Source organism: Nonomuraea sp. NPDC047897 (assembly GCF_043204415.1).
Taxonomy (GTDB): domain Bacteria; phylum Actinomycetota; class Actinomycetes; order Streptosporangiales; family Streptosporangiaceae; genus Nonomuraea.
Window position 1 is genome coordinate 231,298 of sequence record NZ_JBIDCC010000009.1, and the last position, 22,704, is coordinate 254,001.

General features: G+C 70.1%; 23 protein-coding genes. 12 read left to right on the plus strand and 11 right to left on the minus strand.

Annotation, left to right across the window (positions count from 1 at the left end):
• Positions 1-47: 47 nt before the first annotated feature.
• The 8 genes from ACGF0J_RS22050 (at position 48) to ACGF0J_RS22085 (ending at position 8,838) form a co-directional block, all read left to right on the plus strand.
• A complete protein-coding gene (locus ACGF0J_RS22050) occupies positions 48-308 on the plus strand; it encodes a hypothetical protein (RefSeq protein ID WP_393148590.1) in 261 nt (86 codons plus the stop codon).
• Positions 295-3,822: a hypothetical protein gene (locus ACGF0J_RS22055; RefSeq protein ID WP_393148592.1), complete on the plus strand. Its 3,528-nt coding sequence runs from the start codon at positions 295-297 to the stop codon at positions 3,820-3,822. The genes ACGF0J_RS22050 and ACGF0J_RS22055 overlap by 14 nt, the downstream gene beginning before the upstream one ends.
• On the plus strand, positions 3,819-5,660 hold the full coding sequence (locus ACGF0J_RS22060; RefSeq protein ID WP_393148593.1) for a hypothetical protein: 1,842 nt from the start codon (positions 3,819-3,821) through the stop codon (positions 5,658-5,660). Before ACGF0J_RS22055 ends, ACGF0J_RS22060 begins: the two co-directional genes overlap by 4 nt.
• A gap of 14 nt (positions 5,661-5,674) precedes the next feature.
• A complete protein-coding gene (locus ACGF0J_RS22065) occupies positions 5,675-6,205 on the plus strand; it encodes a hypothetical protein (RefSeq protein WP_393148595.1) in 531 nt (176 codons plus the stop codon).
• A 113-nt stretch (positions 6,206-6,318) separates the two neighbouring features.
• Positions 6,319-6,630, plus strand: a complete 312-nt coding sequence (locus tag ACGF0J_RS22070) for a hypothetical protein (protein ID WP_393148597.1) — start codon at positions 6,319-6,321, stop codon at positions 6,628-6,630.
• Positions 6,631-6,639: 9 nt separating this feature from the next.
• Positions 6,640-7,443 carry an N-acetylmuramoyl-L-alanine amidase gene (locus ACGF0J_RS22075; RefSeq protein ID WP_393148599.1) on the plus strand — a complete coding sequence of 268 codons (804 nt, stop codon included), beginning with the start codon at positions 6,640-6,642 and terminating at the stop codon, positions 7,441-7,443.
• A gap of 67 nt (positions 7,444-7,510) precedes the next feature.
• Positions 7,511-8,563, plus strand: coding sequence for a hypothetical protein (locus ACGF0J_RS22080; RefSeq protein ID WP_393148601.1), 1,053 nt, complete (start codon positions 7,511-7,513; stop codon positions 8,561-8,563).
• A 59-nt stretch (positions 8,564-8,622) separates the two neighbouring features.
• Positions 8,623-8,838 carry a hypothetical protein gene (locus ACGF0J_RS22085; protein ID WP_393148603.1) on the plus strand — a complete coding sequence of 72 codons (216 nt, stop codon included), beginning with the start codon at positions 8,623-8,625 and terminating at the stop codon, positions 8,836-8,838.
• A gap of 308 nt (positions 8,839-9,146) precedes the next feature.
• Here ACGF0J_RS22085 and ACGF0J_RS22090 read toward each other — a convergent pair whose 3' ends face one another.
• Positions 9,147-9,692: an NUDIX hydrolase gene (locus tag ACGF0J_RS22090; RefSeq protein WP_393148605.1), complete on the minus strand. Its 546-nt coding sequence runs from the start codon at positions 9,690-9,692 to the stop codon at positions 9,147-9,149.
• Positions 9,689-10,819 (minus strand): adenosylhomocysteinase, encoded by a 1,131-nt coding sequence (locus ACGF0J_RS22095; RefSeq protein ID WP_393148607.1) that lies wholly within the window; start codon positions 10,817-10,819, stop codon positions 9,689-9,691. Before ACGF0J_RS22095 ends, ACGF0J_RS22090 begins: the two co-directional genes overlap by 4 nt.
• Positions 10,820-10,925: 106 nt before the next feature.
• On the opposite strand from ACGF0J_RS22095, the gene ACGF0J_RS22100 reads away from it, so the two are divergent.
• Entirely contained in the window at positions 10,926-11,684 is a 759-nt protein-coding gene (locus ACGF0J_RS22100) for a GntR family transcriptional regulator (protein ID WP_393148609.1), read from the plus strand.
• Positions 11,685-11,849: 165 nt separating this feature from the next.
• Positions 11,850-12,089 carry a GntR family transcriptional regulator gene (locus tag ACGF0J_RS22105; protein WP_393148611.1) on the plus strand — a complete coding sequence of 80 codons (240 nt, stop codon included), beginning with the start codon at positions 11,850-11,852 and terminating at the stop codon, positions 12,087-12,089.
• On the opposite strand, the gene ACGF0J_RS22110 is transcribed toward ACGF0J_RS22105, so the two are convergent.
• From ACGF0J_RS22110 to ACGF0J_RS22145, 8 genes are all read right to left on the minus strand, one after another.
• Positions 12,062-13,258 (minus strand): methyltransferase domain-containing protein, encoded by a 1,197-nt coding sequence (locus ACGF0J_RS22110; RefSeq protein ID WP_393148613.1) that lies wholly within the window; start codon positions 13,256-13,258, stop codon positions 12,062-12,064. The genes ACGF0J_RS22105 and ACGF0J_RS22110 overlap by 28 nt on opposite strands.
• Before the next feature lie 11 nt (positions 13,259-13,269).
• Positions 13,270-14,208 carry a radical SAM/SPASM domain-containing protein gene (locus tag ACGF0J_RS22115; RefSeq protein ID WP_393148615.1) on the minus strand — a complete coding sequence of 313 codons (939 nt, stop codon included), beginning with the start codon at positions 14,206-14,208 and terminating at the stop codon, positions 13,270-13,272.
• 555 nt (positions 14,209-14,763) lie between these two features.
• Positions 14,764-15,057 (minus strand): hypothetical protein, encoded by a 294-nt coding sequence (locus ACGF0J_RS22120; RefSeq protein ID WP_393148617.1) that lies wholly within the window; start codon positions 15,055-15,057, stop codon positions 14,764-14,766.
• The gene (locus tag ACGF0J_RS22125) at positions 15,054-15,467 is read right to left on the minus strand and encodes an ATP-binding protein (protein WP_393148619.1); all 414 of its coding nucleotides are present in this window, start codon (positions 15,465-15,467) and stop codon (positions 15,054-15,056) included. Before ACGF0J_RS22125 ends, ACGF0J_RS22120 begins: the two co-directional genes overlap by 4 nt.
• A 357-nt stretch (positions 15,468-15,824) precedes the next feature.
• On the minus strand, positions 15,825-17,006 hold the full coding sequence (locus tag ACGF0J_RS22130; protein WP_393148621.1) for a helix-turn-helix domain-containing protein: 1,182 nt from the start codon (positions 17,004-17,006) through the stop codon (positions 15,825-15,827).
• An 82-nt stretch (positions 17,007-17,088) separates the two neighbouring features.
• Positions 17,089-17,727 carry an HAD family hydrolase gene (locus ACGF0J_RS22135; protein WP_393148623.1) on the minus strand — a complete coding sequence of 213 codons (639 nt, stop codon included), beginning with the start codon at positions 17,725-17,727 and terminating at the stop codon, positions 17,089-17,091.
• A 309-nt stretch (positions 17,728-18,036) separates the two neighbouring features.
• The gene (locus ACGF0J_RS22140) at positions 18,037-18,411 is read right to left on the minus strand and encodes a hypothetical protein (protein ID WP_393148625.1); all 375 of its coding nucleotides are present in this window, start codon (positions 18,409-18,411) and stop codon (positions 18,037-18,039) included.
• Complete coding sequence (locus ACGF0J_RS22145) at positions 18,408-18,764, minus strand: hypothetical protein (RefSeq protein WP_393148627.1); 357 nt, start codon at positions 18,762-18,764, stop codon at positions 18,408-18,410. The genes ACGF0J_RS22140 and ACGF0J_RS22145 overlap by 4 nt, the downstream gene beginning before the upstream one ends.
• A 32-nt stretch (positions 18,765-18,796) precedes the next feature.
• Here ACGF0J_RS22145 and ACGF0J_RS22150 point away from each other — a divergent pair, with 32 nt between their 5' ends.
• Positions 18,797-20,938: a ComEC/Rec2 family competence protein gene (locus tag ACGF0J_RS22150; protein ID WP_393148629.1), complete on the plus strand. Its 2,142-nt coding sequence runs from the start codon at positions 18,797-18,799 to the stop codon at positions 20,936-20,938.
• A gap of 191 nt (positions 20,939-21,129) precedes the next feature.
• Here ACGF0J_RS22150 and ACGF0J_RS22155 read toward each other — a convergent pair whose 3' ends face one another.
• Complete coding sequence (locus ACGF0J_RS22155) at positions 21,130-21,729, minus strand: RNA-guided endonuclease InsQ/TnpB family protein (RefSeq protein ID WP_393148631.1); 600 nt, start codon at positions 21,727-21,729, stop codon at positions 21,130-21,132.
• A gap of 643 nt (positions 21,730-22,372) precedes the next feature.
• On the opposite strand from ACGF0J_RS22155, the gene ACGF0J_RS22160 reads away from it, so the two are divergent.
• Positions 22,373-22,642: a hypothetical protein gene (locus tag ACGF0J_RS22160; protein ID WP_393148633.1), complete on the plus strand. Its 270-nt coding sequence runs from the start codon at positions 22,373-22,375 to the stop codon at positions 22,640-22,642.
• Positions 22,643-22,704 lie beyond the last annotated feature (62 nt).

Here is a 22,704-nt window from a genome sequence, read left to right on the forward strand (position 1 = left end):
TCGAGCTGGATGTCTGCGCCGCCTACCGCATCCCGCACAGCGAGTTCTTGTCCTGGTCGGACGACGACCGGGACAAGGCGATCTGGCACCACATCCGGCAGCGGCAGGAGTGCGGGGCGTGCGGTACCCGGGAGGAGGAGTGGGACGAGAGCAAGGGCGGCCACCGCTACGCCTACGTCGCTGAGCCGCGCCGTTGCCGTGGCTGCGAGATGAAGGAGGCCGCCCGGGAGTCGCTGGACGGGACCGAGGGCCGGGGCGTGCACATCGTGCTGATCAGGAACGAGGAGGTGGCCAGTGCCGACGCGTGATCTGGTCATCGCCCTCAAGTCCAAGTGGGACGGTGTCGGGCTCGACCGCGCCGACAAGGGGTTCAAGCAGACCGAGCAGTCCGCCAAGAAGTTCACGGGCGAGCTGGAACGTGTGGAGCGTCAGGTCCGCCAGCAGGGTGCGGCGCTGACACAGTCCGGCGCCCAGGCCGGCCGGTTCGGGCAGGAACTGGAGGACGTCGGCCGGGTCGCCATCAAGACCCGCAGGCTGCTGGAGGACGCCACCAGGCGGCTGCCGAAGATCGACGTCGAAGCGGATCTGTCGGAGCCGGAGCGGCAGCTGGCTGGCCTCGCGCGGCGTCTGCAGGACCTGTCCGGCAAGCGGATCGGCATCGACCTCGACGGCAGACAGGCCGCAGCCGAGGCCGAGCGGATCCGCCGCGAGCTCACCGCGCTGGCCGCCCTGCACCCTGAGGTAGTCGTCGGCGCCAACGTCGAACGCGCCCTCAACAGTTTGCAGCGGGTCGAGCGTGAGGCCCGCAGACTCGATGGCCGCAACGTGACCATCGACGTAGATGTGGACGGCGCGGCGGCGTCGGCCGCACAGATCGCCCTCGTCCAGACAGCACTCACCCTCATCCGCGCGTCTGGCCCGGCGGCCGGGGCGGCGGTGGCGGCCGGGCTCGCTGCGCTGCCGACGGCGGCCGCGCTGGCGTCGTCGGCGATCACGGTGGGGCTCGGCGGGGCGCTGGCCGGCCTGGGCCTGGCCGCGGCGCAAGGGTCGGAGGACGCGCAGGACGCGATCGGCCAGCTGAAGGAGGCCGTCAAGCGCGAGGCGGCCCTGATGGGGCAGCCGTTCGAGGCCGTCTGGACCCGGATCGCGCAGGTCGCGGAGCGGGAGCTCGCAGAGCTGTCGCCGGTGGTCCGCCGCGCCCTCGGCGATCTCGCGCCGGACGTGGAGGACTTCGTCGAGCGCGCCGGCGACAGCTTGTCGGAGCTGGAGCCCGCGGTCGACGGCATCGAGCGGGCGTTCTCCGCCGTGCTGTCCCAGCTGGGGCCCCGGATGCCGGAGATCATGCGGCATCTCGCCGCCGCGATCACCGCGATCACCGACGCGGTCGAGGAGAACCCGCAGCTCCTGGCCGATTTCGCGCTCAACATGGCCAAGATCGCCGAATGGACGGCCAACGCGGTCGCACAGCTGACCCGGTTCGCGAAGTGGGCCCAGGAGAACACGGGGGCGATCAAGGCTTTCACAGCCGTGATCAACCCCGCGAGCGGGCTCCTGGGCCACTTCGCGATCGAGGCGAGCGAGGCTGAGCGGACGAGTCTCAACCTGGGGCAGGCCACCGGTGAGGCGGCCAAGGAGTTCAAGGTGATCGGCGAGAACGCCGATGAAGCCTCCCAGAAGATGCGCGAAGGCTGGGCTGCCGCCTACAGCGAGTTCGCGAAGCTGGGTGAGCTGCTGTCGTCCAGCCAGCAGTGGGCCACCGGGCAGGAGAACCTCGCGCAGGCGCAGGAGCGCGCGGCAGAGGTGCAGCGTCAGGGCGCCGAGCGGATCGCGCGGGCGGAGCGGGACCTGGCCGACGCCCACGAGCAGAGCGCGGAGCGGGTGGCCGCCGCCAAGCAGCGCGTCAAGGACGCGCACCGACGCGCGGCCGAGGCGGTGAAGGCCGCCCAAGCCCGCGTACGGGACGCTCAGGACGCGGTCACCGCGGCGGTGGAGGAGGGCGCGCGGCGGGAGGCGGACGCGCAGCGGCGGGTGCAGGACGCGCGCGAGCGGGTGGCGCAGGTCGCCGAGGAGACCGGCCGCCGCATCGAGGACGCCGCCCGCCGGCTGGCCGACGCCCAGGCCGACGCGGCGGCCCGGCAGGTCGACGCCGAGCGGCGCGTACAGGACGCCCACCGGCGCACCGAGGAGGCGGTCGAGGACCTCACCGCGGCCCGTGAACGGGCCCGCGAACGGCTTGAGGACCTGATCGCTGCCGAGTCCGGCGCTGCCCTCGACGAAGAGGGCGCGCAGCTCGCGATCGAGAGGGCCCGGCAGCGTCTGGAGGAGATCAACGCCGACCCCGAGGCGAGCGACCTCGACCGGCGCGAAGCTGATCTGGCCTACCGGCAGGCGCTCGAGCGGCTGCGCGAGGTGCAGCGCCGCAACGCCGAGCTACGTGAGGACCTCGCGGACGCGCAGCGGGCGGGCATCGACGGCTCGGCCGAGGTCGTGGACGCGCTCGCCAGAATCGAGGAGGCACGCCGGGCCGAGGGCGAAGCCGCGCAGGCCGCGGCCCGGCAGCGAGAGGAGTCCGCCCGCCAGGTCGCCGACGCCGAGCAGGCCCTGGCGGACGCCCATGCCGACGCGGCCCGGCAGCGGCAGGACGCCGCGCGGGCGCTCGCGGACACCGAGGCCGAGCTCGACCGGACGCGCGCCGAGTCCGCCCGGTCGGTGCGGGAGGCGCAGCAGGAGGTGGCACGCGCCCAGGCCGACGCCGCGCAAGTCGCCAAGGATTCCGCCCGGCAGGTCGCCGACGCCCAGGCCGAGGCAGCCCGGGCCGTGCGTGACGCCTCCCGGGACATCATGGACGCCGAGCGGCAGGTCCGTGACACCCGGCAAGACGTCGCGCGCGCCACCCGCGACGCCAACGACTCCGTCCTGGAGTCCTGGGCCAAGCTGCGCGGCGACGCCAAGCTCACCAGCGAGGAACTCCTGCGCGAGCTGGAGAAGCAGGTCCGTGACCAGGAGGCGTGGCGCGAGAACCTCGTCAGACTGGCGGGCCGCGTCCCGCCGGAGATGCTCGACGAGCTGGTCAAGCTGGGCCCGGGCGCGGCCGGGGTCGTGGCCACGGCGGCGGACATGTCGAACGCGGAGCTGGCCAAGTTCATCGGGCTCTACGGCAGGAGCGGCAAGGAGGCCGGCGACACGTTCGCCAAGAACCTGCAAGACGCCGAAGCGGTGCTGCGCAATATCGGCTACCGCCATGGCCAGGCGGTCGCCGACAAGGTGCGAGAGGCGATGGACGGCGGCCGGCACTCGGTGTTCGAGGCGGCGCGCCGGGTCGGCCTGTCGATCAACGAGGGCCTCATGGGCGACCGTGTCATCACGATCAGAACCGAGCTCCAGGAGCACGGCGCGCGGGCATCGTGGCAGGCGGACGGCGGCATCCTGACGGGGTTCGCCGACGGCGGCATCGCCTACTTCGCGTCCGGCGGCGAGCACCACGTCGCGCAGATCGCAGCGCCGGGCACGATCCGCGTGTGGGCGGAGCCGGAGACGGGCGGCGAGGCGTACATCCCGCTCGCGATGTCGAAGCGGGCACGCTCGGAGGAGATCTTGAGCGAAGTTGCCGAGCGCTTCGGTGGCCGCTTCTACCGGACGATGCCGGTCAGCCGTACGCCGACGTCCGGACCGGCCGGCGGCGCGGCTGGCCGGACCGCCGTCTACAACATCACTAACCAGGTGGCGCCCGGGGCCAACCTCGCCGAGGTCGGCGCGGTGACCGTGCGGGCGATCCAGGAGTACGAGCGCCGGTCGGGTGCAGCCTGGAGGCGGACGACGTGAGTCTGCCAACCGTGTCGATCGAGGTCATGTTCGACAACGTCACCCCGTCCGGGAACGCCCGCACCAACTCGCTCGACGGCGGCACCAACGGCGTCACCATCAGCACCGGCAACTCTGGCGGAGGAAGCGGTAACGCCTTCGACTCCATCGCGGGTTCGCCTCGCTTCTCCAACGCACAGACGCACAGCGGGAGCCTCAGCGCGTTCAACCCCACCGCGGGCGTGGACTGCCACATGGACTGGGCCAGCGTGACGCAGTCGGGCGATGTCTTCTGCGCCCGGTTCTACCTCTACCTGGTGTCAGCCCCGAGCAGCACCCAGCGGACGTTCGTACTGCTCGGGCCCGGCGGCGTCGTGAGCGCGGTGTGGCTGTTCAACAACCGGATCATGCGCATCTACCTCGGGTTCAGCACCAGCGTGGCGGCCCAGCTCACCACACCGGTGCCCACCGGCCAGTGGTGCCGAGTCGAGCTGCGCTGGTCCATCGACGCGGGCGGCAACGGGACCGGCGAGATCTGGCTGTACACCGACCCCGACTCCGCCACCCATGCCGACTACGCCATCTCCAGCACCCTGACCTGGCCGAGCGGCAAACCCTCCAGCGCCGAGTGGCATCTGCAGCGGGACGCGGGCGGCTACTGGTACCTGGACGATCTGGCCGTGGCCGACTCCAAGATCGGCCCAGTCTCAGGCACGTGGACGGACGTCACCCCGTGGGCCAAGCACGGGATCACGACGCGCCGAGGGTCCTCCCGAGTCGAGTCGCCGGTGATCCGGTACGACGCCGGCACGGCAAGTTGCACGCTCGACAACAGCGGCCGCAGGTTCGACCCCACCAACTTGGCTGGCCCGCACGTCTCTGGGGGCAAGAGCCGCGTCACCGCGATGAAGCCGATCCGCTACCGGGCCACCTGGAACGGGACCACCTACGACCTGTGGCGGGGCTTCATTGACGAGTGGGACGTCGACCACGTGGCCGACATCTACTCCGAGGTCCAGGTCACGGCGACGGACGGCTTCAAGGTCCTGCGCAACCGGAAGCGTGCAGCCGTCGCCCCGGCGGGCGCGGGCGAGAACTCGGGAGCGCGCGTCTCACGAATCCTCGACAGCGCCGGCTGGCCGACCGCCGACAGGGTGATCGCGACCGGCAACAGCACGCTGCAGGCGACGATCCTCGAAGGCGATGCGCTCGCCGAGCTGCAGGCCGTCGCCGAGTCGGAGATCGGTGAGCTCTACATCGACGCCGCCGGGCGAGTGGTGTTCCGAAACCGCCAGGCCGTCATCCTGGAATCCAGGTCGAACAGCGTTCAGGCGACGTTCGGCGCCGGCGGGTCCTTCACCCCGGCCCGGGCCAAGCTGGTGACGGACGACGCCACGCTGTGGAACGAGATCCGCGCCACGCGAGAGGGCGGCGGCGAGCAACTGGCCGGGGATGCGGCCAGCCAGGCGGAGTTCCTGATCAAGACGTATCCAGCGCCGGGACTGCTGCTGGAGACAGACACGGCCGTGGCTGGCTACGCGAGCTGGATCTTGTACGTGTCGAAGGAGCCCGAAGTACGGTTCGACACGATCGAGATCCACGCACATGCAGACCCGGACAACCTCTTCCCCCAGGTGCTCGGCCGGGAGATCGGCGATCGAATCCGCATTATCCGGCAGCCGTCCGGCGGAGGAGATCCCATCACGCGCGACTGTTTCATACGCGGGATCAGCCACACCACGACTGGGGCAACGTGGATCACGACGTGGACACTGCAGAGCGCCACGAAATATGGATCATTCCTGGTTCTCAATAATTCGATCCTGGGGCGACTGAATGAAAATGCGCTCGGCTTCTAGGTGGAAGGAATGCCATGGCGGGCTTTAAAAGCTTTGTCCCCGGCGAGATTCTCTCGGCGGCCGACTTGATGAAACTCCCTCAGCATAACTATGTCGTCAAGCCGTCCGACACGGCACGCGCCAACAATGTGACAATCGCGGCAGACCCGCACCTTACGTTGGCGGTTGCGGCTAACACGGACTACATCTTAGATGGGTTGGTGCGCTACTCCGCGACGAATCCGAATGGGGGAATTTTCCTTGGGTGGACGGCGCCTGCAAGCGCAACTATGGAATGGAATCCTGGAATGGCCGTCAGTTATGACACGCAAGGAACTCCGGCCTTTGAGCAGCAATCCTTTCCGGTCACTTTCGCTGCTAACGGCGTCGGCCTTGGAACCGGTGGCGTGAGCAATGGGTTCATTATTGTGGCGCGCCCCTACGGATTGTTGAGGGTGGCAGGTACGGCAGGAAGCATCACAATGCGATGGTGTCAACTAGCTTCGCACGCTGATGCCACTGTCGTTCGTGCCGGTTCATGGCTTCGGATAACCAAGGTGTCCTGACGAGTAAGGCGCCGCCTGGTCATGTTCCATGCTGCGCAGCTCGGAATTATTGACCTGATGGACAGGATGAGCGCTGAGTGACGATGCCAACAGACGAGCCCACTCTTGGCGAGGTGGCCCGCACCCTGAACCGCTTCGTGGAGGACACGCAGAGGCGCTTCTCGGAGCTCAACACGACGATCGGGATTCTCGTGACCCGTGATCTATACGAAGCGCACCGGGCCGCGATCTTGGACGACCTACGCCAGCTCCAGGCGGAGCTGAAGGCAGAGCGGGACGGGCGGCAAGCCGATCAGAAGGCCGAGCGTGAGGGGCGGGCGGCGGACCGGCGCATGGTCCACGGCGCCCTGGTCGCGGCCGCGCTCTCCCTCATCGTGACGATCGTCGCCGCCGCGTTCGTGGTGGCACTGGGGCTCAAGCCGTAGGAGGCAGCCATGCCCATCGACCTGATCAGCCGCGAGGAGTGGAGGGCCCGGAAGCCGCGTGGCGCCTACGACTACCTCGCCAGGACGCGAGGGGTGAAGGTCCACTACACCGGGGGCCGCGTGGACCCGCGAACCGTCGAGGACCACGCCCTGTGCGCGGCCGCTGTGCGAGGGATCCAGCGTGGGCACATGGACGGCAACGGCTGGCTCGACATCGGGTACAGCCTGATCGCCTGTAGCCATCGGAAGGTGTTCGTCGGCCGCGGCCTGCACCACGTGCCGGCCGCGAACGGGCCCGGCTTGAACTCGGGCCACTACGCCGTGCTCGGCCTGGTCGGCAACTCGGGGCTCGTGGTACCGCCCGACGACATGCTGCACGGCGTCCTCGACGCCATCGAGTGGCTACGCCGCGAGGGCGCCGCCGGCCCGGAGATCAAGGGCCACCGCGACGGCTACTCGACCGACTGCCCCGGCCCGCGGCTCTACGAGTGGGTGCAGGACGGAGCGCCGCGGCCCGGCCGTGGCAGCGCGCCGGCGGCCGGCGGCAAGACGCCCGTGGAGAAGGCGCCGTCGTTCCCCGGCCGGCCGCTGCGCTACCCGCCGATGACCACCGGCGCGGACGTGTACGCCTGGCAGGCGCAGATGCGTGACCGCGGGTGGGACCTCATCCCGGACGGCCGGTACGGGCCGCGCTCCCGCGATGTCTGTAAGGGGTTCCAGCGCGACAGCACGGCGCACGGCTGGCCGCTCGACGACGACGGCGTCGTTGGCCCGGCCACCTGGCGCGCGAGTTGGGAGCGCCCCACCAGCTGACCGAGCCCCGACCTCCATCAAGCCCCGGTTCATCCGAGCCGGGGCTTTCCCATGTGCGAAGGAACCTATGAAGAAGATCGCTTCCCTGGCTGCCGTCGGCATGCTTGCCCTGGCCACCGCTCTCGTTCCCTCCTCGCCCAGCGCGGCAGACGGGCCCGAGTGCGATCACTACAACCACTGCTACGGCATCGCCCACTACCCGCCCCCCAATGGCAACATCGACAGCGTGGCCGTCGAGCTGTGGACGGATTGCCTGCACCTGGACACGCCTCTCAGCGACATGGCCACGCATGAGCTGTGGCTCTGGACGAACGCCGCGTCGACCAGCTGGCTGGAGGGCGGCTACATCCGCGGGATCGTGGCCGGCGGAGACTCGCAGAACTTCTTCCGCTGGTTCTGGGCGGAGTACACCGGCACCACCCTCTACACCCACTTCATCGAGTGGGCGGCAGTCAGCCAGTGGAAGCAGCTGTGGTTCACGCACTACGCCGACGATTCATGGGGCGTCTACCTGGGCGGCCAGTACAAGGGGATGACCGCACAGCGCGCCACTGCCGGCACCTACGTACAAGTCGGCGGGGAGACCACCGAACCGGAGGTCTACTCGCACGGTAAGTCCCGGTACTTGCAGTGGCACTACTTGGGGGGGTCGGCCTGGACGGGCGCTAGCACGGGGAGTCCGGCAGGCACGGCGGGCGTCTACTCCGTTTCGGCGTCCGGCGGTGGTATGGAACAGACGAGCCTGAAGAAGATGTGCACGCCGCCAGCCGCGAGGCAGGGCACAGCGTCGGCGCCGTCGACGAAGGAGCTGAAGGCGTCGGCGCTGGCCTTCGCCGCGGCGTACGGCGAGGAGAGTCCGTCGGGCCTTCAGGCCGTGGCCACGACGCGGAAGGCCGCTCAAAGGGTGGTGGGCGCAGGCGACAAGTTCGAGAGTGACCCGGCGGCCTACCTCGTTCAGATGCGCGGCTCGTTCGTGGGCCGGGCTCCCAAGGGTGCCCAGCCGCCACGTGGCAACACGATGACGCTCACGATCGACCGGAAGACGGGCGAGGTGACCGACATGAGCATCGGCAACGACCGCCAGGACCTCAGCGAGCTTGGGGCCGTGAAGTCGCTCTGATCTTGCCCCAATAGATTCCCGCCCCCAGGTGAGGGGCGGCTGTCCCTGAAGGAGGGCGTATGACCGATGCCAACAAGAGGACCATCCGCACAGTCCTGCAGACCGGCGTGGGCGTCGCCGTGGCGCTCCCGGCGATCGTGCAGGCGGCGGGCATCCCGGAGGCGCTGCCGTGGGTGGCTGGCGCGCTGGCGGTGGCCGGCGGCTTCGCGAGGGTGATGGCGCTGGACGCGGTGCAGCGCCTGCTGCCCTCGTGGCTGCGCACCGACGAGCCGTAGGTGTAAGCCTCTGGCTCTGAGCGGGGTCAGCAGCAGTGCGCCGCCCCCGGCCTCCATCGCGGAGGCCGGGGGCGGATTTCCTGCGGCCCGTCGTCAGGAGACGGCCATCAGCTCGCCGGTGCCCTGCAGAACCACGTCCGTGGTTCTCGGTGCTGCGGACACCGTCGCGCGGCCCGGCGTCGAAGCCTATGGGGACGGCTTGGGCGCCAGCGGCTGCGCCTGGCGGCTACGAGATAGGAGGACGGCAAGCACGGCAAGCAGCGACCCCTGTCCCCTCAGTGGGGGCAGGGGTCGTTCTCGCTGTGTGCTCAGATCGCAGCGAGGCTGAGGGCGAGGCGGGCGGTTGGCAGGTCGGCTGGACTGCGCCAGTCGAACGCTGTGACCTCTTCAGCCTGCAAGGTGATGTGGGTGTCCGTCGTCCAGAACGCGAACCGGAAGTCGGCGTGCATGTGCGGAGGCTCGCCCTTCGCGGGGCTGGCGGGGATGTCGTGGATGTCGATGTCCACGGGGATGACGTCTCGGGTAGATGGGGAGATGGCGTGCTGCCAGGGGATGCCGGTTTCCTCCTCCAGTTCTCGGAGAGCTGCGCCGAGCAGCGTGCGGTCCCCGGGCTCGATGTGGCCGCCGGGCAGCAGCCAGCGGTCCAGTGCCCGGTGGTGGATCATCAGGATCCGGCCGGTCGGACCGATGGCGGCGGCGCTCGCTGTCACGTGCAGGGGGAAGGTCTTGCGGGACGACAGGTCGCTGTTGTGGTCGAGGGCTTCGATGAGCTGATAGGTGTCAGCGGCGCGTTCGGGGTGCGCTTCCAGGTAGCGGGTGAGGACGGAGGAGATTTCCTGCGGGGTCACGGTCATGAGACCTCATCGAAGTAGGTGAGCCAGGTGGCTGCAATCGACTGCCGGAGTTCGGGGGTGATCTCCTGTATGCCGGGCTCGTGGGTGTTGGCTGTGAGGGAGCCGAGCGCGGCAAGGATCTCGGCTTGAACGAGCAAGATGAACGCGCCGACCGACGCGCCGTGTAAGAAGTTGACCGCGTTGCCGTCGGCGAGCACGTAGAAGTAGTGGCCGACGCGGGAGTAGCGGGTGACGTTCGGCTCGATGGCCGTCCGGGCGTAGAGGCCGTTGAGGGCTGACAGCTCCAGTTCGTCGTCGCTGCTGGTCACGCTGGCGATGTACGCGCCGTTGGCGATTCGCCCGAAGTCTTCCTCGCGGAGGGACATGTTGCCCGTCGCGCAAACCACGATTCCGGCTCCGGAGAGTGCCTCGGTGAGGGTGGGTGCCGTGCGGTAGCCCTGGGAGACGGCGTGGACGCGGCGGACGGGGTCGATGTCGTAGACGGTGACCGCGACGTGTCTGGCGTGCAGCATGGCGGCGATTGATCTGCCGAGCTTGCCGTACCCGATGACGCAGGCTGGACGGCCGTTGAGGATGTCGTCGCGGGTGCGCACGAGCGCCTCGGTGCTGAACACCACGCTCTGGCCGACCAGGTAGTCCTCCGGGTCCTTGAGCGGGCTCCGGGCGACGCTGAAGACGGGAACCGGGATCTTGTCCAGTGAGGCGTAGCGCTGGTGCCCGTTCTCCGTGTCTTCCACCACGCCGAGCAGGCGGCCGGAGAAGTGGTGGTGCAGGTGCTCTAAGGCGGGTGCCCAGTACCCGCCGACGTCGAGCAGGACGAGGTCGCGGCCAGCGGCACGCGATTCGACGTAGGCGATGGCCTGTTCGGGGTCCGCGAGTTGTGTGCGGTCGAGGCGGTCCACCTGCATGGAGGAGCTGATCTGGCGCAGGGTCGCCTCGTTGATGGAGCGGGGCTTGGGCAGGACGGCGGCCACTTCGGAGATGCGGGCGACGCCTTCCAGGAAGGGCGGGCGTCCGGCGAGCAGGTGGGTAATGACCAGGCTTGACGGTTGGTCGGCGACGGGCATGGTGCTGGTGATCCGGCGGAAGAAGGCGTTGACGCGTCCCCGCTCGAAGTCCTCAAGCACGGTTTCCCCCTCTGAGGAATAGGTAGCTATCTATTCCGGAGTGTGCGCGCGATCGACCTTACCTTCAATAGATAGTGATGTAATGATGGCTAGGAAGGAGGAGGAGATGGCGCGCTGGCACGAAGTGGCTCAAGCACTGCGAGAGGCGATCGCGGCGGGCACCTACCCGCCGGGCACCAAGATCCCCAAAGAAGAGGAGCTCGAGAGACAGTTCGACTGCAGCAGGACCACCATTCGCCGTGCCGTCGCCCAGCTCACCACCGAGGGGCTCGTGACCCCCGTGCGTCGAGGCGGAACCACCGTCCGGGCACCCCTTGAACGTCAGAGTCTCACCCTCGACATGCAGGTCTATCGCGACGAGATCGGCTACTACTTCAGCCAAGCTGTCCAGAGCCTGCGCCCACTCCAGCCGCCCACAGTCACGGAAGGGCCCTGCCCTCCAGATGTCGTCGCGCTGCTCGGCCTTGAGCCCGGCGATCCCGTCGTCATCCGCGATCGCATCATGGGAGATCCCCAGACCGGTCGTGTTCTCCAGCTTGCCACCTCCTACCTGCCTGCGGACCTGGCCGCCGGGACGGTCCTGGCCCAAGCGGAAACCGGACCCGGCGGCATCTACGACCGCATGGAGCACGATCTCGGCTGGGGCCCGCTCGAGTGGGAGGGCGTCATCACCGCGCGCGCAGCAACAGCAGACGAGGCGCACCTGCTCAACATGCCGCCCGGCGTCCCCGTTCTGTGCGTCAGCCGTAGCGCGATCGCGACTGCCGGCACCGCTGACGGGCGTGTAGTCGAGCTCAATGTCACCCGTCGCGACGCCTCGCGTGTCGAAGTGCGCTACCCGGTCACACGGGCACATGAGAGCTGAGGCTCACGGCATGCAGCAATTCATCTTGTGATCAGGGCGGCGCGACGGCGGACGCCTGGGAGGTCGCCGTCGCGCCTGCTCATGATCGTAAGCGAGCCCTACTACCCCCGGCTAGCCTCTGGGGTAGCTATGGCGCGTATGCGGCCGCCTCGTAGTCTCTGCGTCATGATCGACAGAGAGGGTCCGGTACCGCCATACCTGCAGGTGGCCGCCGCACTGCGCGACCGGATCCTGTCGGGGAAGATCCCTGTGGGCCGTCGAATCCCCTCGCTGGTCGAGCTGGAGGAGGAGTTCGGCGTCGCCCGAGACACCCTTCGCAAGGCAGTGAAGGTGCTCAAGCAAGAGGGGCTGGTCGAGACGGTCACCGGCATGGGCGTCTACGTCGTCCCGCGTGACGAGCCCTGATCCAGCCAGAGGCTCTGCCCCTCCTGGGTCACCGTGCACCGGTAGCGGTCCCGCCCGGGGCGGCCGGCGCGCAGCCATCGGAAGAACGTCTTCTCCAAGTTGTCCCACAGGCTGTGCTGGCCGCCCTGCACGACCTCGGTCCCGGCCCGGTCCGGGCTGACGTAGGCGATGGCCCAGCTGTCGTTGTTGAGGTCGCGCAGCCGCATCGTCCACGCCCAGGCGCCAGGGCCGTGCTCCTCCCACCCAGCGGAGGTGATCGTGATGCATGGGGCGTGCGCAGCCAGGGCGAGGCCGAACCCATGGTGCAGCGCTTGGTGGGGCGCCCGGGGATCCAGCCGTGTGGCCCTCGTGATGCCTTCGCTGGAGTAGGCCGGCCAGCGGCGGGGCGGCCGCTGCGAACGCATCATCATGAACGCGGCCCCGCCGCAGAACCGCCCGGTCGCGGTGCCGTCGCCGAGCACGTCGAGCTGCAGCTGCTCGCCCCACTGGCCATGCGGTGGCATGTACGGCACGACGATCACGCCGCCCGGCCGGGTCTGTTCTACCCAGGCGTACGGGATGTCGCGGACGCCGCAGGTGACGTGCACCCGGTCGAAAGGTGCGTGGTCGGGAGCACCGCGTGCGCCGTCACCCACGAGCATGATGGCGGACAGCCCAGCCGCCGCGAGGTTCGCCCGGGCGGCCGCGGCCACTCCGGGGTCGATCTCGACGGTGACGACCTGGTGCTCGCCGAGCCGCCACGCGAGCATGGCGGCGGTCCAGCCGGTGCCGGTGCCGATCTCCAGCACCCGGTGGTGGTCGGCCAGTTCGAGCAGGCGGAGAAACTCCATCGACACGTGCGGGCACGACAGCGATGAGCTGGCCGGCGCGCGGGTGTCGGCCACGTCGGTGCTGCCGTCACCGCGCTGGGTGATGATCGCCGTGTTGGTGTAGACGGCGTTCCACCAGGTGTCAGGGTCGGCGTCGAGGTCGATCAGGTGCTCGGCGGTATCGTCCATCGGCTCGGCCCAGGCCCGCCCGGGGACGAACAGGTGGCGGGGGACGTGGCGCAGCGCGGTGGCCCAGCATGCGCTGTCGGGATCGGCTGGCTGGAGGATGCCGGCGCCGGTGAGGTAGCTGGACAGCCGGGCCATGCGCGCGGAGACCTGGCGCGTGAGCGTGCTGGTCATGGAGGCCACCTCTACTTGGGTTTGCAGCTGACATCGGGTCGGCAGGGGGTCTTGGGCTTGCACGCTTGGTTCGGGTTGCAACCCATCTTGGGCTGGCAGCCGTCGCCTCCGCCAGGCTGGTTCACGCCAGGGTTACATCCCGGGTTGCACTGCGGCTCGCAGGGCGGCTTGCAGGCGTGTGGTAGGGCGGGGGTGATGTGTTGGTCGGCGAGCTGGCGGACACGCGGTGCGAGGTCGGTGAGCGGGGTCGAGGTGACGTTGCCGGCGGTGAGCCAGCGGCTGAGCGGGCATGGGCTGAGCGTTCCGTCGGGCAGGATGGCGGCGATGCCGTCGCCGCAGCGACCGCACAGCTCGGAGGCGTCGCAGGCGCGCTGTGCGGGCCGGCCGAGGAGCCGCATCCTGTCCAGACCGACGTTGGTGGCACCGAGTTCGGCGAGGCGGGCCTGGGCCTGCTCGATGCGCTGGCCGTCGCCGAGGTCGATGATGCCGACCCGCAGCGGGATGCCGCGCCGCACCGCCTCGGCGATGTTGGCCTCGGTGCGCGCGAGCGTGTTGCGCCGGGTGATGGCCTGATGCTGGCCGGTGTCATCGCTGTAGTAGGAGGTGGCCAGTTGGACGCCGGGACGGGTGAACAGGTCCCACAGAGCGTCGGTGACGCGCACGAGGTTGGAGTACACCTCGACCTGCAGCCCGGCGTCGAGGGCGTGGTCGACGAGCGTCGGGAAGTCGGGGTGCAGCGTGGGCTCGCCGCCGATGAATTGGACCATGCGGACGCCGCCGGCGGCGGCCTGGTCAAGGACGTTGATCCAGTTGGCGAGGGTCATGCGGCCGTGGGTGCCGTCGGGGCCGGAGTTGGCGTAGCAGTGGGTGCACTCCAGCTGGCACTTGCCGGTGATCTCCAGCCAGAGGAAGTTGAGTGCGGGCTGGGGGAGGGGGGCGGTGATGGTCATGGGGTCGTACCTCCTGTGTCACGCCATGAGAGTTGGTATGGGTGGTAGTGGTTGGTCTTGTGCTCGCGCACGAGGGCGTCCCAGACTGCGCGCGCCACGGCGTAGCGACCGCGTCCTGTTTCTTCGTAGCCGTTCGTGGTGGAGCGCAGGATGAAGAACTGTCCGCCCTCGGAGCACCACTCGTACGCTGCGCAGCACGACGTTTCGGTGACGCGGGTGGGAGCTCGAGGGGTGTGCGGTTCCCAGGTCGTCATGTTCTTTCCGCGTGGCTGTGGGTGTGGTGGCGCGGCGGCGGTGCCTGGGAAGCGTGTCCGCCGCCGCGCCCCGTTCCTGCCGCGCGGCGTGCCTCGCACGGCAGGAGGTCCGCACCGGGGGCGCAGGTGACGCGCCGCATCCCCGGTATTTGACGCCCCGCCCGTCCCGGATGCGGGCGGGGCGGTGTCCGGCGCAGCGGAGTGCGGCTGTGCGCTGGACGTTTGGATGGCGGCCTCGTCTCTCGCCGTGCCCCCACGGTGGAGAGGACGAGGCCGCCCACCCAGCCGCCGCTGACGTCGGTCAGCGACGGCCGGGGAACTTAGTGATTTCGTGCGTGGCCCGTTCGTTGTGGATCAGCGCCACCTGACACTGGAGTGCGGAGGCGAGTGACGGGGCATCCGGCCGGGTGATGGTCTGCTCGACTCCGACCTTGGCCAACATCGGCGTAAGCGGGTGTAGGAGCACGGCCTTCCAGGCTTCCTCGGCCGGGGCGTCACCGTTGTGCTGGATCTCCCAGCCGGGGTACGTCGCGCTGAGCACGCTCAGCTGGCGGGCGGCGCGGTCCCTGCTGGCGATGTGCTGGCCGGTGGTCACGGCATCCTCCGCATGAACCAGACGGCCTTGCCTGTGGGCATGGGGTCGACTCCCCACCGGTCGCAGTGCGCCTCTACCAGAGCGAGGCCGCGGCCGTGCTCCTGGTCCAAGGTGGCGACGACCGGTTGGGGCACGCGCTTGCTGTGGTCGACGACTTCGCCGCGGAGCATCCGGTCGCCGGCGAGCAGTCGCAGCTCGATCGGTGCCTCCGCGTGGACCACCGCGTTGGTGACGAGCTCGGAGACGATCAGTACGACGTCGTCGGCCTCCGCCGCCAGGCCCCACGAGGTGAGGACCTCATGGGTGAGGGCGCGGGCCTGTCCTGCGGCTTCGGGAACCCGGGGTAGTTCCCACGTCGCCTCTCGGGGGGCGACAACCAACGTGGCCCCGCGGGCGCTATGGTCGGTCATGGGTCAGGAGCCTCGTTTCCTGATCAAGTCCCTGGGTCGGCGGTGACGTCGCCTGGCCCAGGGGCGGCTTGTATCTGGTGATGTGGATCCCGCAAGCGACGATGGGCCAGAGGCGCTGGCGGTGGAGGACGTGCCCTGCGGGAGACAGCTGCCTGGTGACGGCACCGCAGTCGATGCACGCCAGGCCGTGCAGGCGGGCGATGCTGATCGTGTCCTGCACGGTCATCGGCGCAGGCCCTGGGGGCGCTACCTCTGGCATGAGCCGTTCCGATCTGTCGTCAGGTTCCGACAGACAGATAGTGGGCCGCGAGCAACGCGATAAGTGACCCAGCGAGGGTTACCTGGGTCACTGGGTGGTCAGGTGGCGTTGCACCATTCGGCGAAGCTGGTGAGGGTCTCGGCGTCGGCGCGCTTGAGCCTGCGCAGCGTCGCGGCGTCCTCCCGGACCCAACGGTGGTCGCGGGTGTGCTGGGGCGCGATGCGGCGCGCCACCTTGAGGCTTTCAAACGCGTCGTCCGGCAGGCCGGCCCACAGCTGGGCCCGGCCCAGCTCGATGTAGAAGCCGGACCGGCGCTCGTCAGGTAGATCCCGCGGCGGCGCCCACTCGCGGGCCACCTCCAGGGCGCGGTGCACATGGTCGCTGCCAAGGCTGACGGCGACCGACACCTCATGGATCCGCACCGACGACGGGCCGAACGCCGTGCCCGCGTAGATGCCCTCAGGCACCTGGTCGCCGAGGCGGCGGGCCTCGGCCAGGTGGGTGTCGGCGGCCGCCGCATCACCGGCCCGGCCCGCGATGACAGCCGCCCGCATGTGCAGGGCGCCGCGCGCCGCCATGGTGCCCGTTCGGTCCGGCGGCGCAGCCGCGTCGATCGCGGCTTCCAACGCGCGCAGGCCGCGGTCGTGGGTGCCGGCGGCGAAGAAGGTCTCCGTGCGGACGTACGCGACAGCAGCGTTCAGGACCTGATCGTCGGCCTGCGGCGAGGCCCATCGCATCAGCTCAATCAGCCTGGCGGACAGGTCGTATGCGCCGAGCTTGTAGGCCACCGCGTCGGCGGAGCGACATGCGGACACCACGAGGGCGGCCACGTCGCGCCGCTCGTGGGCCGGGGCGATCTGCAGGGCGCGGAACAGCTCGGTGAGCATGTCCGGCAGCTCGCGCGCGATGCGAACGTACTGCGCGGCGAGCCGCCAGGTGACGGCGTCTTCAACGGCGGCGCGCAGGTCGGGGAACGGGCGGACCGGGCCGTCGTCGGGCAGGTCGTAGGCCGCGATGGCGGCCGACAGGATGGGGATCGCCTGCTGGAGTCGGGTGCTCGCCTGAGCTCGGTCGGCCAGCAGGAGAGACGGGTCGAGGCCGAGCGCGCCAGCGATTGCCTCGAGGACGCCGTCGCCTGCGCCCCGCGCTCCGCGTTCGATCTTGCGCAAGGTGCCCACGTGGATGTTGGCTGCGCGGGCCAGCTGCTGCTGGGTGAGGCGCGCGACGCTTCGGTGGTAGGCGATGCGTCGTCCTATGCCCGTGCTGGGGTGTGCAGGCATGATCGCTCCGGGGTCGAGGCGTCCACTTCGGACTGTAGTGGCGCCGTCGCAGTTCCGCCCACGTCATGAGCAGATCCGTCGATTACTCGATTGGGAGGTTGGCGAGTTCGGTCAGGGTGGTGATGCGCCAGTCGGCGGCCGCCGCCACCGGGTCGTCGGCCCACAGGTAGCCCCATGGGCCGCGGCGGATGTGTGCGGTGCGCAGCCCGGCCGCCTTGGCGGGGACGATATCGTTCGCCGGGTGGTCGCCGACGTAGACGATTTCGTTCGGAGAGGCGCCGGCGAAGTCCAGAAGCCGGGCGAAGAACTCGGGTGCTGGCTTGGCCACGCCCCACTCGCCCGATGTGGAGATCGCATCAACGGGAAGGTCCAGCTCGCGCAGGAGTTCTGCTGCGCGAGTGGTCTGGTTTGCAGCGATCAGGACCCGATGTCCTGCCTCACGTAGCGCCGTCAAGGCTGGCCGGACGTCCGGGTAGAGATCGGACTCGTCGAGTTGCTCGCCGAGGCCGGCGGCCTCTCTCGCGGCGTACTCGACGGCGAGGTCGATGTCGGGGCGGAGGAGGCGTACGGCGTCGGCGTTGTCGCGGCCCTGGGCGACGACCGCGCCGACGAGCGCGGACAGGGTGTGCCTGGGGATGTTCAGCCAGTCTGCCCATGAGGCCCAGTAGCGGTCGTCGCGGACGATGGTCTCGCCGACGTCGAAGACGAAGCACGTAGTCACTGGCCGAGCCTATGGCCGGACCGCACGGTCAGGCCAAGCGCCTGGGAAGCGGCTTGGACGCCTGACCGTGCGGCGTACACGCCCCTCGCCGAACAGGCCGTGCAGACCACGTAAGGACCGTAACTCGCCGGTGATGTGGTACATCGCAGCATAGGGGGAAAGATCTCCTACTGTGAGGAATAATCCTCTACCTCGCGCCGAAAGATCCTTCTATGACAGGCGGCCGAACGGCCTCTATCGTCATAGCTGACGCCTGGGAAGCGCGGCGTCCCACCTCCTCACGGAGGGGGTGGGACGCTCCCTCGCAGGTCAGCTCGCACGCCGGTCGGCCAGCCCGGCAGCCGCCAGGCGTTCACGCCGCCGCTCCCGCAGCGACACCACGCCGAGCCGGACCCGCTGCGCGTCAAGCAGGGCCTGGCCCTTGCGCATCAGCTCGTGCACCGACTGCTTGGTGATCCCGAGGATGCGCACGATGTCGCCCAGGGTGTAGTCGCCGCCTTCCTTCGCGGCCCGGGCCGCCCGGGCAATCGCGCGGTGCTTTGTCCGGCGCAGGTCGTCCATCAGCTCATCGATGAGCACCAGGTTGGCCGGATCTCCGGCGGCGTGGTCCTCCAGCCGCCGGAAGAAGCGCGACAGGTTCGCGGCGAGCTCAGCCGGCTCGGTCACGCGGTCGCGGCGGCTCACCTCGTCACCATCCCGGCGTACCGCGCGCCGTACGTGCGAGCGATGCCGCGCGCCGCGGCTTCGATGCCGACGCCAGGCGGGATGTCGAGGTGGACCGCGCAGATTTTGCCGCGACGATCGTCGTGGCACTCGACGATGGCGAGCTGGTTGGCGGCGTCCGGCCGGTTGATCTCCCGCGCGGTGGCGGCGTCCAGGAGTTCGATGATGATCGTGTGGCCGGTCAGGTCGGGGCGGCTGACGGTCTTCTCCCGGGCCGGGGTGCTGGGGACAGCCCGGACGGTGGCGGTGGTCGCGTTCGGTGTTTCAGGGTCAGGCTGAACCTGACCTTCGGTCCGCTCTTCCTGGAGGTGCATGGGTGGGGGTCCTCTCGCAGAACAGTGTCTAGATGAGAATCACTGGCACCAACCTGTCCATCGTCGCCGGCGCGGCCCTGGCCCTCGCCCGCCTGGCGGGCCTGCCCCTGACCGTCCGAGCCCTCCTCGCCGCCATCGCCATGATCGGATTCGCTGTGGTGGCCAGACCGTCCCCGAGCGTCCTCCGCGCCCTCCTCATGGGGCTGGTCGCCGCCGTGGCCCTGGGCACCGGCCGAGCCCGCGACGGCGTCGCCGCACTCTCCGCAGCGATCCTCCTGCTGATCCTCTTCGTCCCGGAGCTGGCCCGCTCGTACGGCTTCGCCCTCTCGGTCTTCGCGACGGCCGGCATTCTCCTGCTCGCCCCCCGCTGGCGTGACCGCCTCGCAGGCGCCCCGCCCACGCCGCCCCACGCCCCCTCGGCCGTCTCACCAGGCCGGCAGCCACCGACAGACGGGCGGGCATCCCACGACGCCTCACCGGCACCCACAGCCTCGCGGAGAGCATCGCCCGACGGCACCGCCGCCCACAGCACCCCTGCGACCACCACCCCCACCCCCGCCTCGACCCCTGCGATCGCCTCCACCTCCCACCTGGTCTCGACCCCTGTGCTCGCTTCCACGCCCGCCCTCGCTTCCACGCCCGCCCTCGCTTCCACGCCCGCCCTCGCTTCCACGAATGAGTACGCCACCCCTGACTGGCACGCCACCCCTGACAGGCACGCCACCCCTGACTGGCACGCCACCCCTGACTGGCACGCCACCCCTGACTGGCACGCCACCCCTGACAGGCACGCCGGTGCAGACGCGCTCACGACCGCTCACCCCCTCAGCACCGCGGCCCCCGGCACCGGAGCGGATGTCGCCCCCATCGCCGCCGCGGCCCAGGCAGCGAACCCAGACCCGCCCCCACCCCAGGCGCGACGAGGTGTCCGGTTGCCCCGGTGGGCGGCGGAGGCGGTCGCGGTGCCGGCTGCGGCCCAGGCAGCGGTGACGCCACTCCTCGTGCTGATGTCCGGAGAGCTCTCTCTGGTGGCCGTTCCGGCGAACCTGCTCGCGGGGCCGGCCGTGGCACCGGCCACTCTGCTGGGGTTCGGCGCGGCCCTGATCGCCCCGTTCTGGCCTGAGGCGGCGCAGGCGATCGTCACCCCGGCCGGTTACGCGGTGGGATGGATCATCACGGTGGCGCGGTGGGCCGTGAACCTTCCGCTCGCCACCGTCCCCTGGCAGGGCGGCGTCGCTGGGCTGGCGCCGCTCGCCGTGGTGACGGCGGCGACCGTGATCGTGCTGCGACGCCGCGCCTGGCGGGCCGCCGTGCTGACCCTGGTGGGTGGCGCGCTGGCCGCGGTGCTGTTCGTACGCCCCATCGTGACGTCGTGGCCGCCGAGAGCGTGGCTGATGGTGGCGTGTGACGTCGGCCAGGGCGACGGCCTGGTGATAGCGGCCGGCCCAGGCAGAGGGGTGGTGGTCGACGCCGGTCCGGACCCTGTCGCCATGGACCGCTGCCTGCGGCGTCTCGGGATCACGGACGTTCCGCTGGTGATCCTGACCCATCCGCACGCCGACCACGTGGGCGGGCTCCCGGGCGTCCTGCGCGGCAGGAGCGTGGGCGCGGTCGTCGTCAGCCCGCACTCCTCAGCGACCCGCCACCTTTCAGGCCCCCACCTTCCGGCACGTCCGTACGCGGACCTGGCCCGGCGGGGCGTCCCCCGATGGACCGCCTCCCCGGGCAGCCAATGGCGGCTCGGGCCGTCCGAGGTGACGGTTCTGGCCCCCGACGCGGCGAAGGGCGACATGCACGGTCAGGGAGAGGGGAGCGCGATCAACAACTCCAGCGTCGTGGTCCACGTACGCTGGCGAGTCGGCTCGGCCCTCCTCAGCGGTGACATCGAAACGGAGGCTCAGCGCGCCCTGCTCGGCGGCGACCTCCCGCGAGCCGACATCCTCAAGGTGCCGCACCACGGCTCGCCGAGGCAGGACCCTGCCTTCTTCTCGGCCGTCGCGCCCCGCGCCGCCCTGATCAGTGTGGGCGCCGACAACGACTACGGCCACCCCGCCAAGCCCACGGTCGCGATCCTCCACCGCCTCGGCGCCCGCGTCTACCGCACGGACCACGCGGGCGACCTCGCGGTGGTCGAGCACGGGGGCCGCCTCGCCGTGCTCGCCCGCGGACGGTAGGGCCGCGACGGGCGGAAGCACGGGCACTCGAACGGTGCTCGTCCGCGGACGGTAGTGCCGCGACCCGCGGAAGCACGGGTCTCGTGGAAGAAGCACCGGAGTGGGTGGCCGGTCGTGGAGTCGTCCGCGTCGGGGCGCTGCATGAGCGCGTCGTGGTGACTCCTCCGCTCCCTGAAGGGAGCGGCTTCTCGCTAAGCCGCTTGCGCGGCCTGGCGAAGGGCAAGCCCTGCCCTGAGGATGTTGGTCGCCGCGTTCACGTCGGCGTGCGCCCGGTGGCCGCACGCCGTGCAGGCGAACTCGGCTTGGGTGAGGCGGTTGTCCTTCGCCACGTGCCCGCAGCGCGAGCACGTGCGGGAGGTGTTGCGGGGATCGACTGCGATCAGCTCTCGACCGGCGCTTTCAGCCTTGTGCGCGAGGATCGTCAGGAACACCCCCCAACCCGCGTCCAGGATGCTTCGGTTGAGCCCGGCTTTCTGCGCGACGTTACGGCCGGGGGCGTCGATCGTGCCGGACGCCGAGCGGGTCATGTTCGCGATCCGCAGGTCCTCGTGCACGATCACGTCGTAGCCACGGACCAGCGCCAAGGCGGCCTTGTGCGCGTGGTCGAGGCGCTGCCGCCGGACCTTGGCGTGCAGCGCGGCGACGCGGGCGACCGCCTTGCGGCGACGCTTGGAGCCCCGCTTGTTGCGGGCGAGGTCGCGCTGCGCCGTCGCGAGACGATCGGCGGTCGCGGCGAGGTGACGCGGGTTGGCCAGATGCTCGCCGTCGCTCGTGGTGACCAGCGACGCCACACCCAGCCTTGAGGTCCACGCTCGCCGTCCGGTAGCCAGCCCGCAGCTCGGCGAGCGCCTGATCGACGTGGCGGGAGGCGATCCGGCCCAGCACGTACGGGTCTTGCACGATCTCGTGGGCGCGGTAGTCCGGTGGGAGGCAGTCCAGCAGCCAGGCCATCGCGTGCGCCGCCCATCCAGGATCGTCGCCGGGCGGCGGGAGCTGCGCGGGCCATCCGGCCGAGCGGCCCGGCGTGGCGGGCTTCGCTCCCGGCGTGGTGTCGCTGCCTCGGGTCAGGTCCTCGTGCTCTTCGGCGCTGTAGTCGACGCCGGCCAGCGGGCGCACCCGATCCAGGGGCAGCCATTCCTCGCGCGCGACCAGGCCGCCACGCGGGCCGGGCGTGATCTCCACGTAGGACACCAGCACTTCCTCGCGTCCATCGGCGAGGGTGCGCCGTTTGAGCAGGTAGCCGGCCCCGTCGGGCAAGAGGCTGACTGCAGGTGGATCAGACATGACCCAACGACTCTAATCGAACGTGCGTGCTATTGCCCTGGCAGGGTGGGTATCTATTGGTGCTGATCGCCGGGCAGCGCCGGCGGGTGGCTGATTCACTGACGCACGCGGACGCCGAGACAGGCGCGGACGCTGGCGAAGGGAGTCGGGATGAGGAATCCTGGGCCGTTCGGCTTGTACGTGGAGGGCTGGGAGAACCGCAGCGTGTGGGGGTGGGATGAGGGGACCGGCAGCTGGTGGGCGCAGCTATGGCGAGACGACCTGCCCGACGATCCGGTCGCGGATGCGCCGCATGTGGGGATCGGCCCGCTGTATGGCCAGCACATCCCGGCCGTCAGCGGTCTGGTGCCGCTGATCGCGGCCGCTACCGGGGTGGAGCCAGGCCGCGTCGACCAGGTGCTTGCCGAGAGCATGAGCTGACCGCCCCGGGTCCCCGCCGCCCGTCGGCGTAGCCGGCGGGGCCCGGGTGGTCAGCGAGGCAG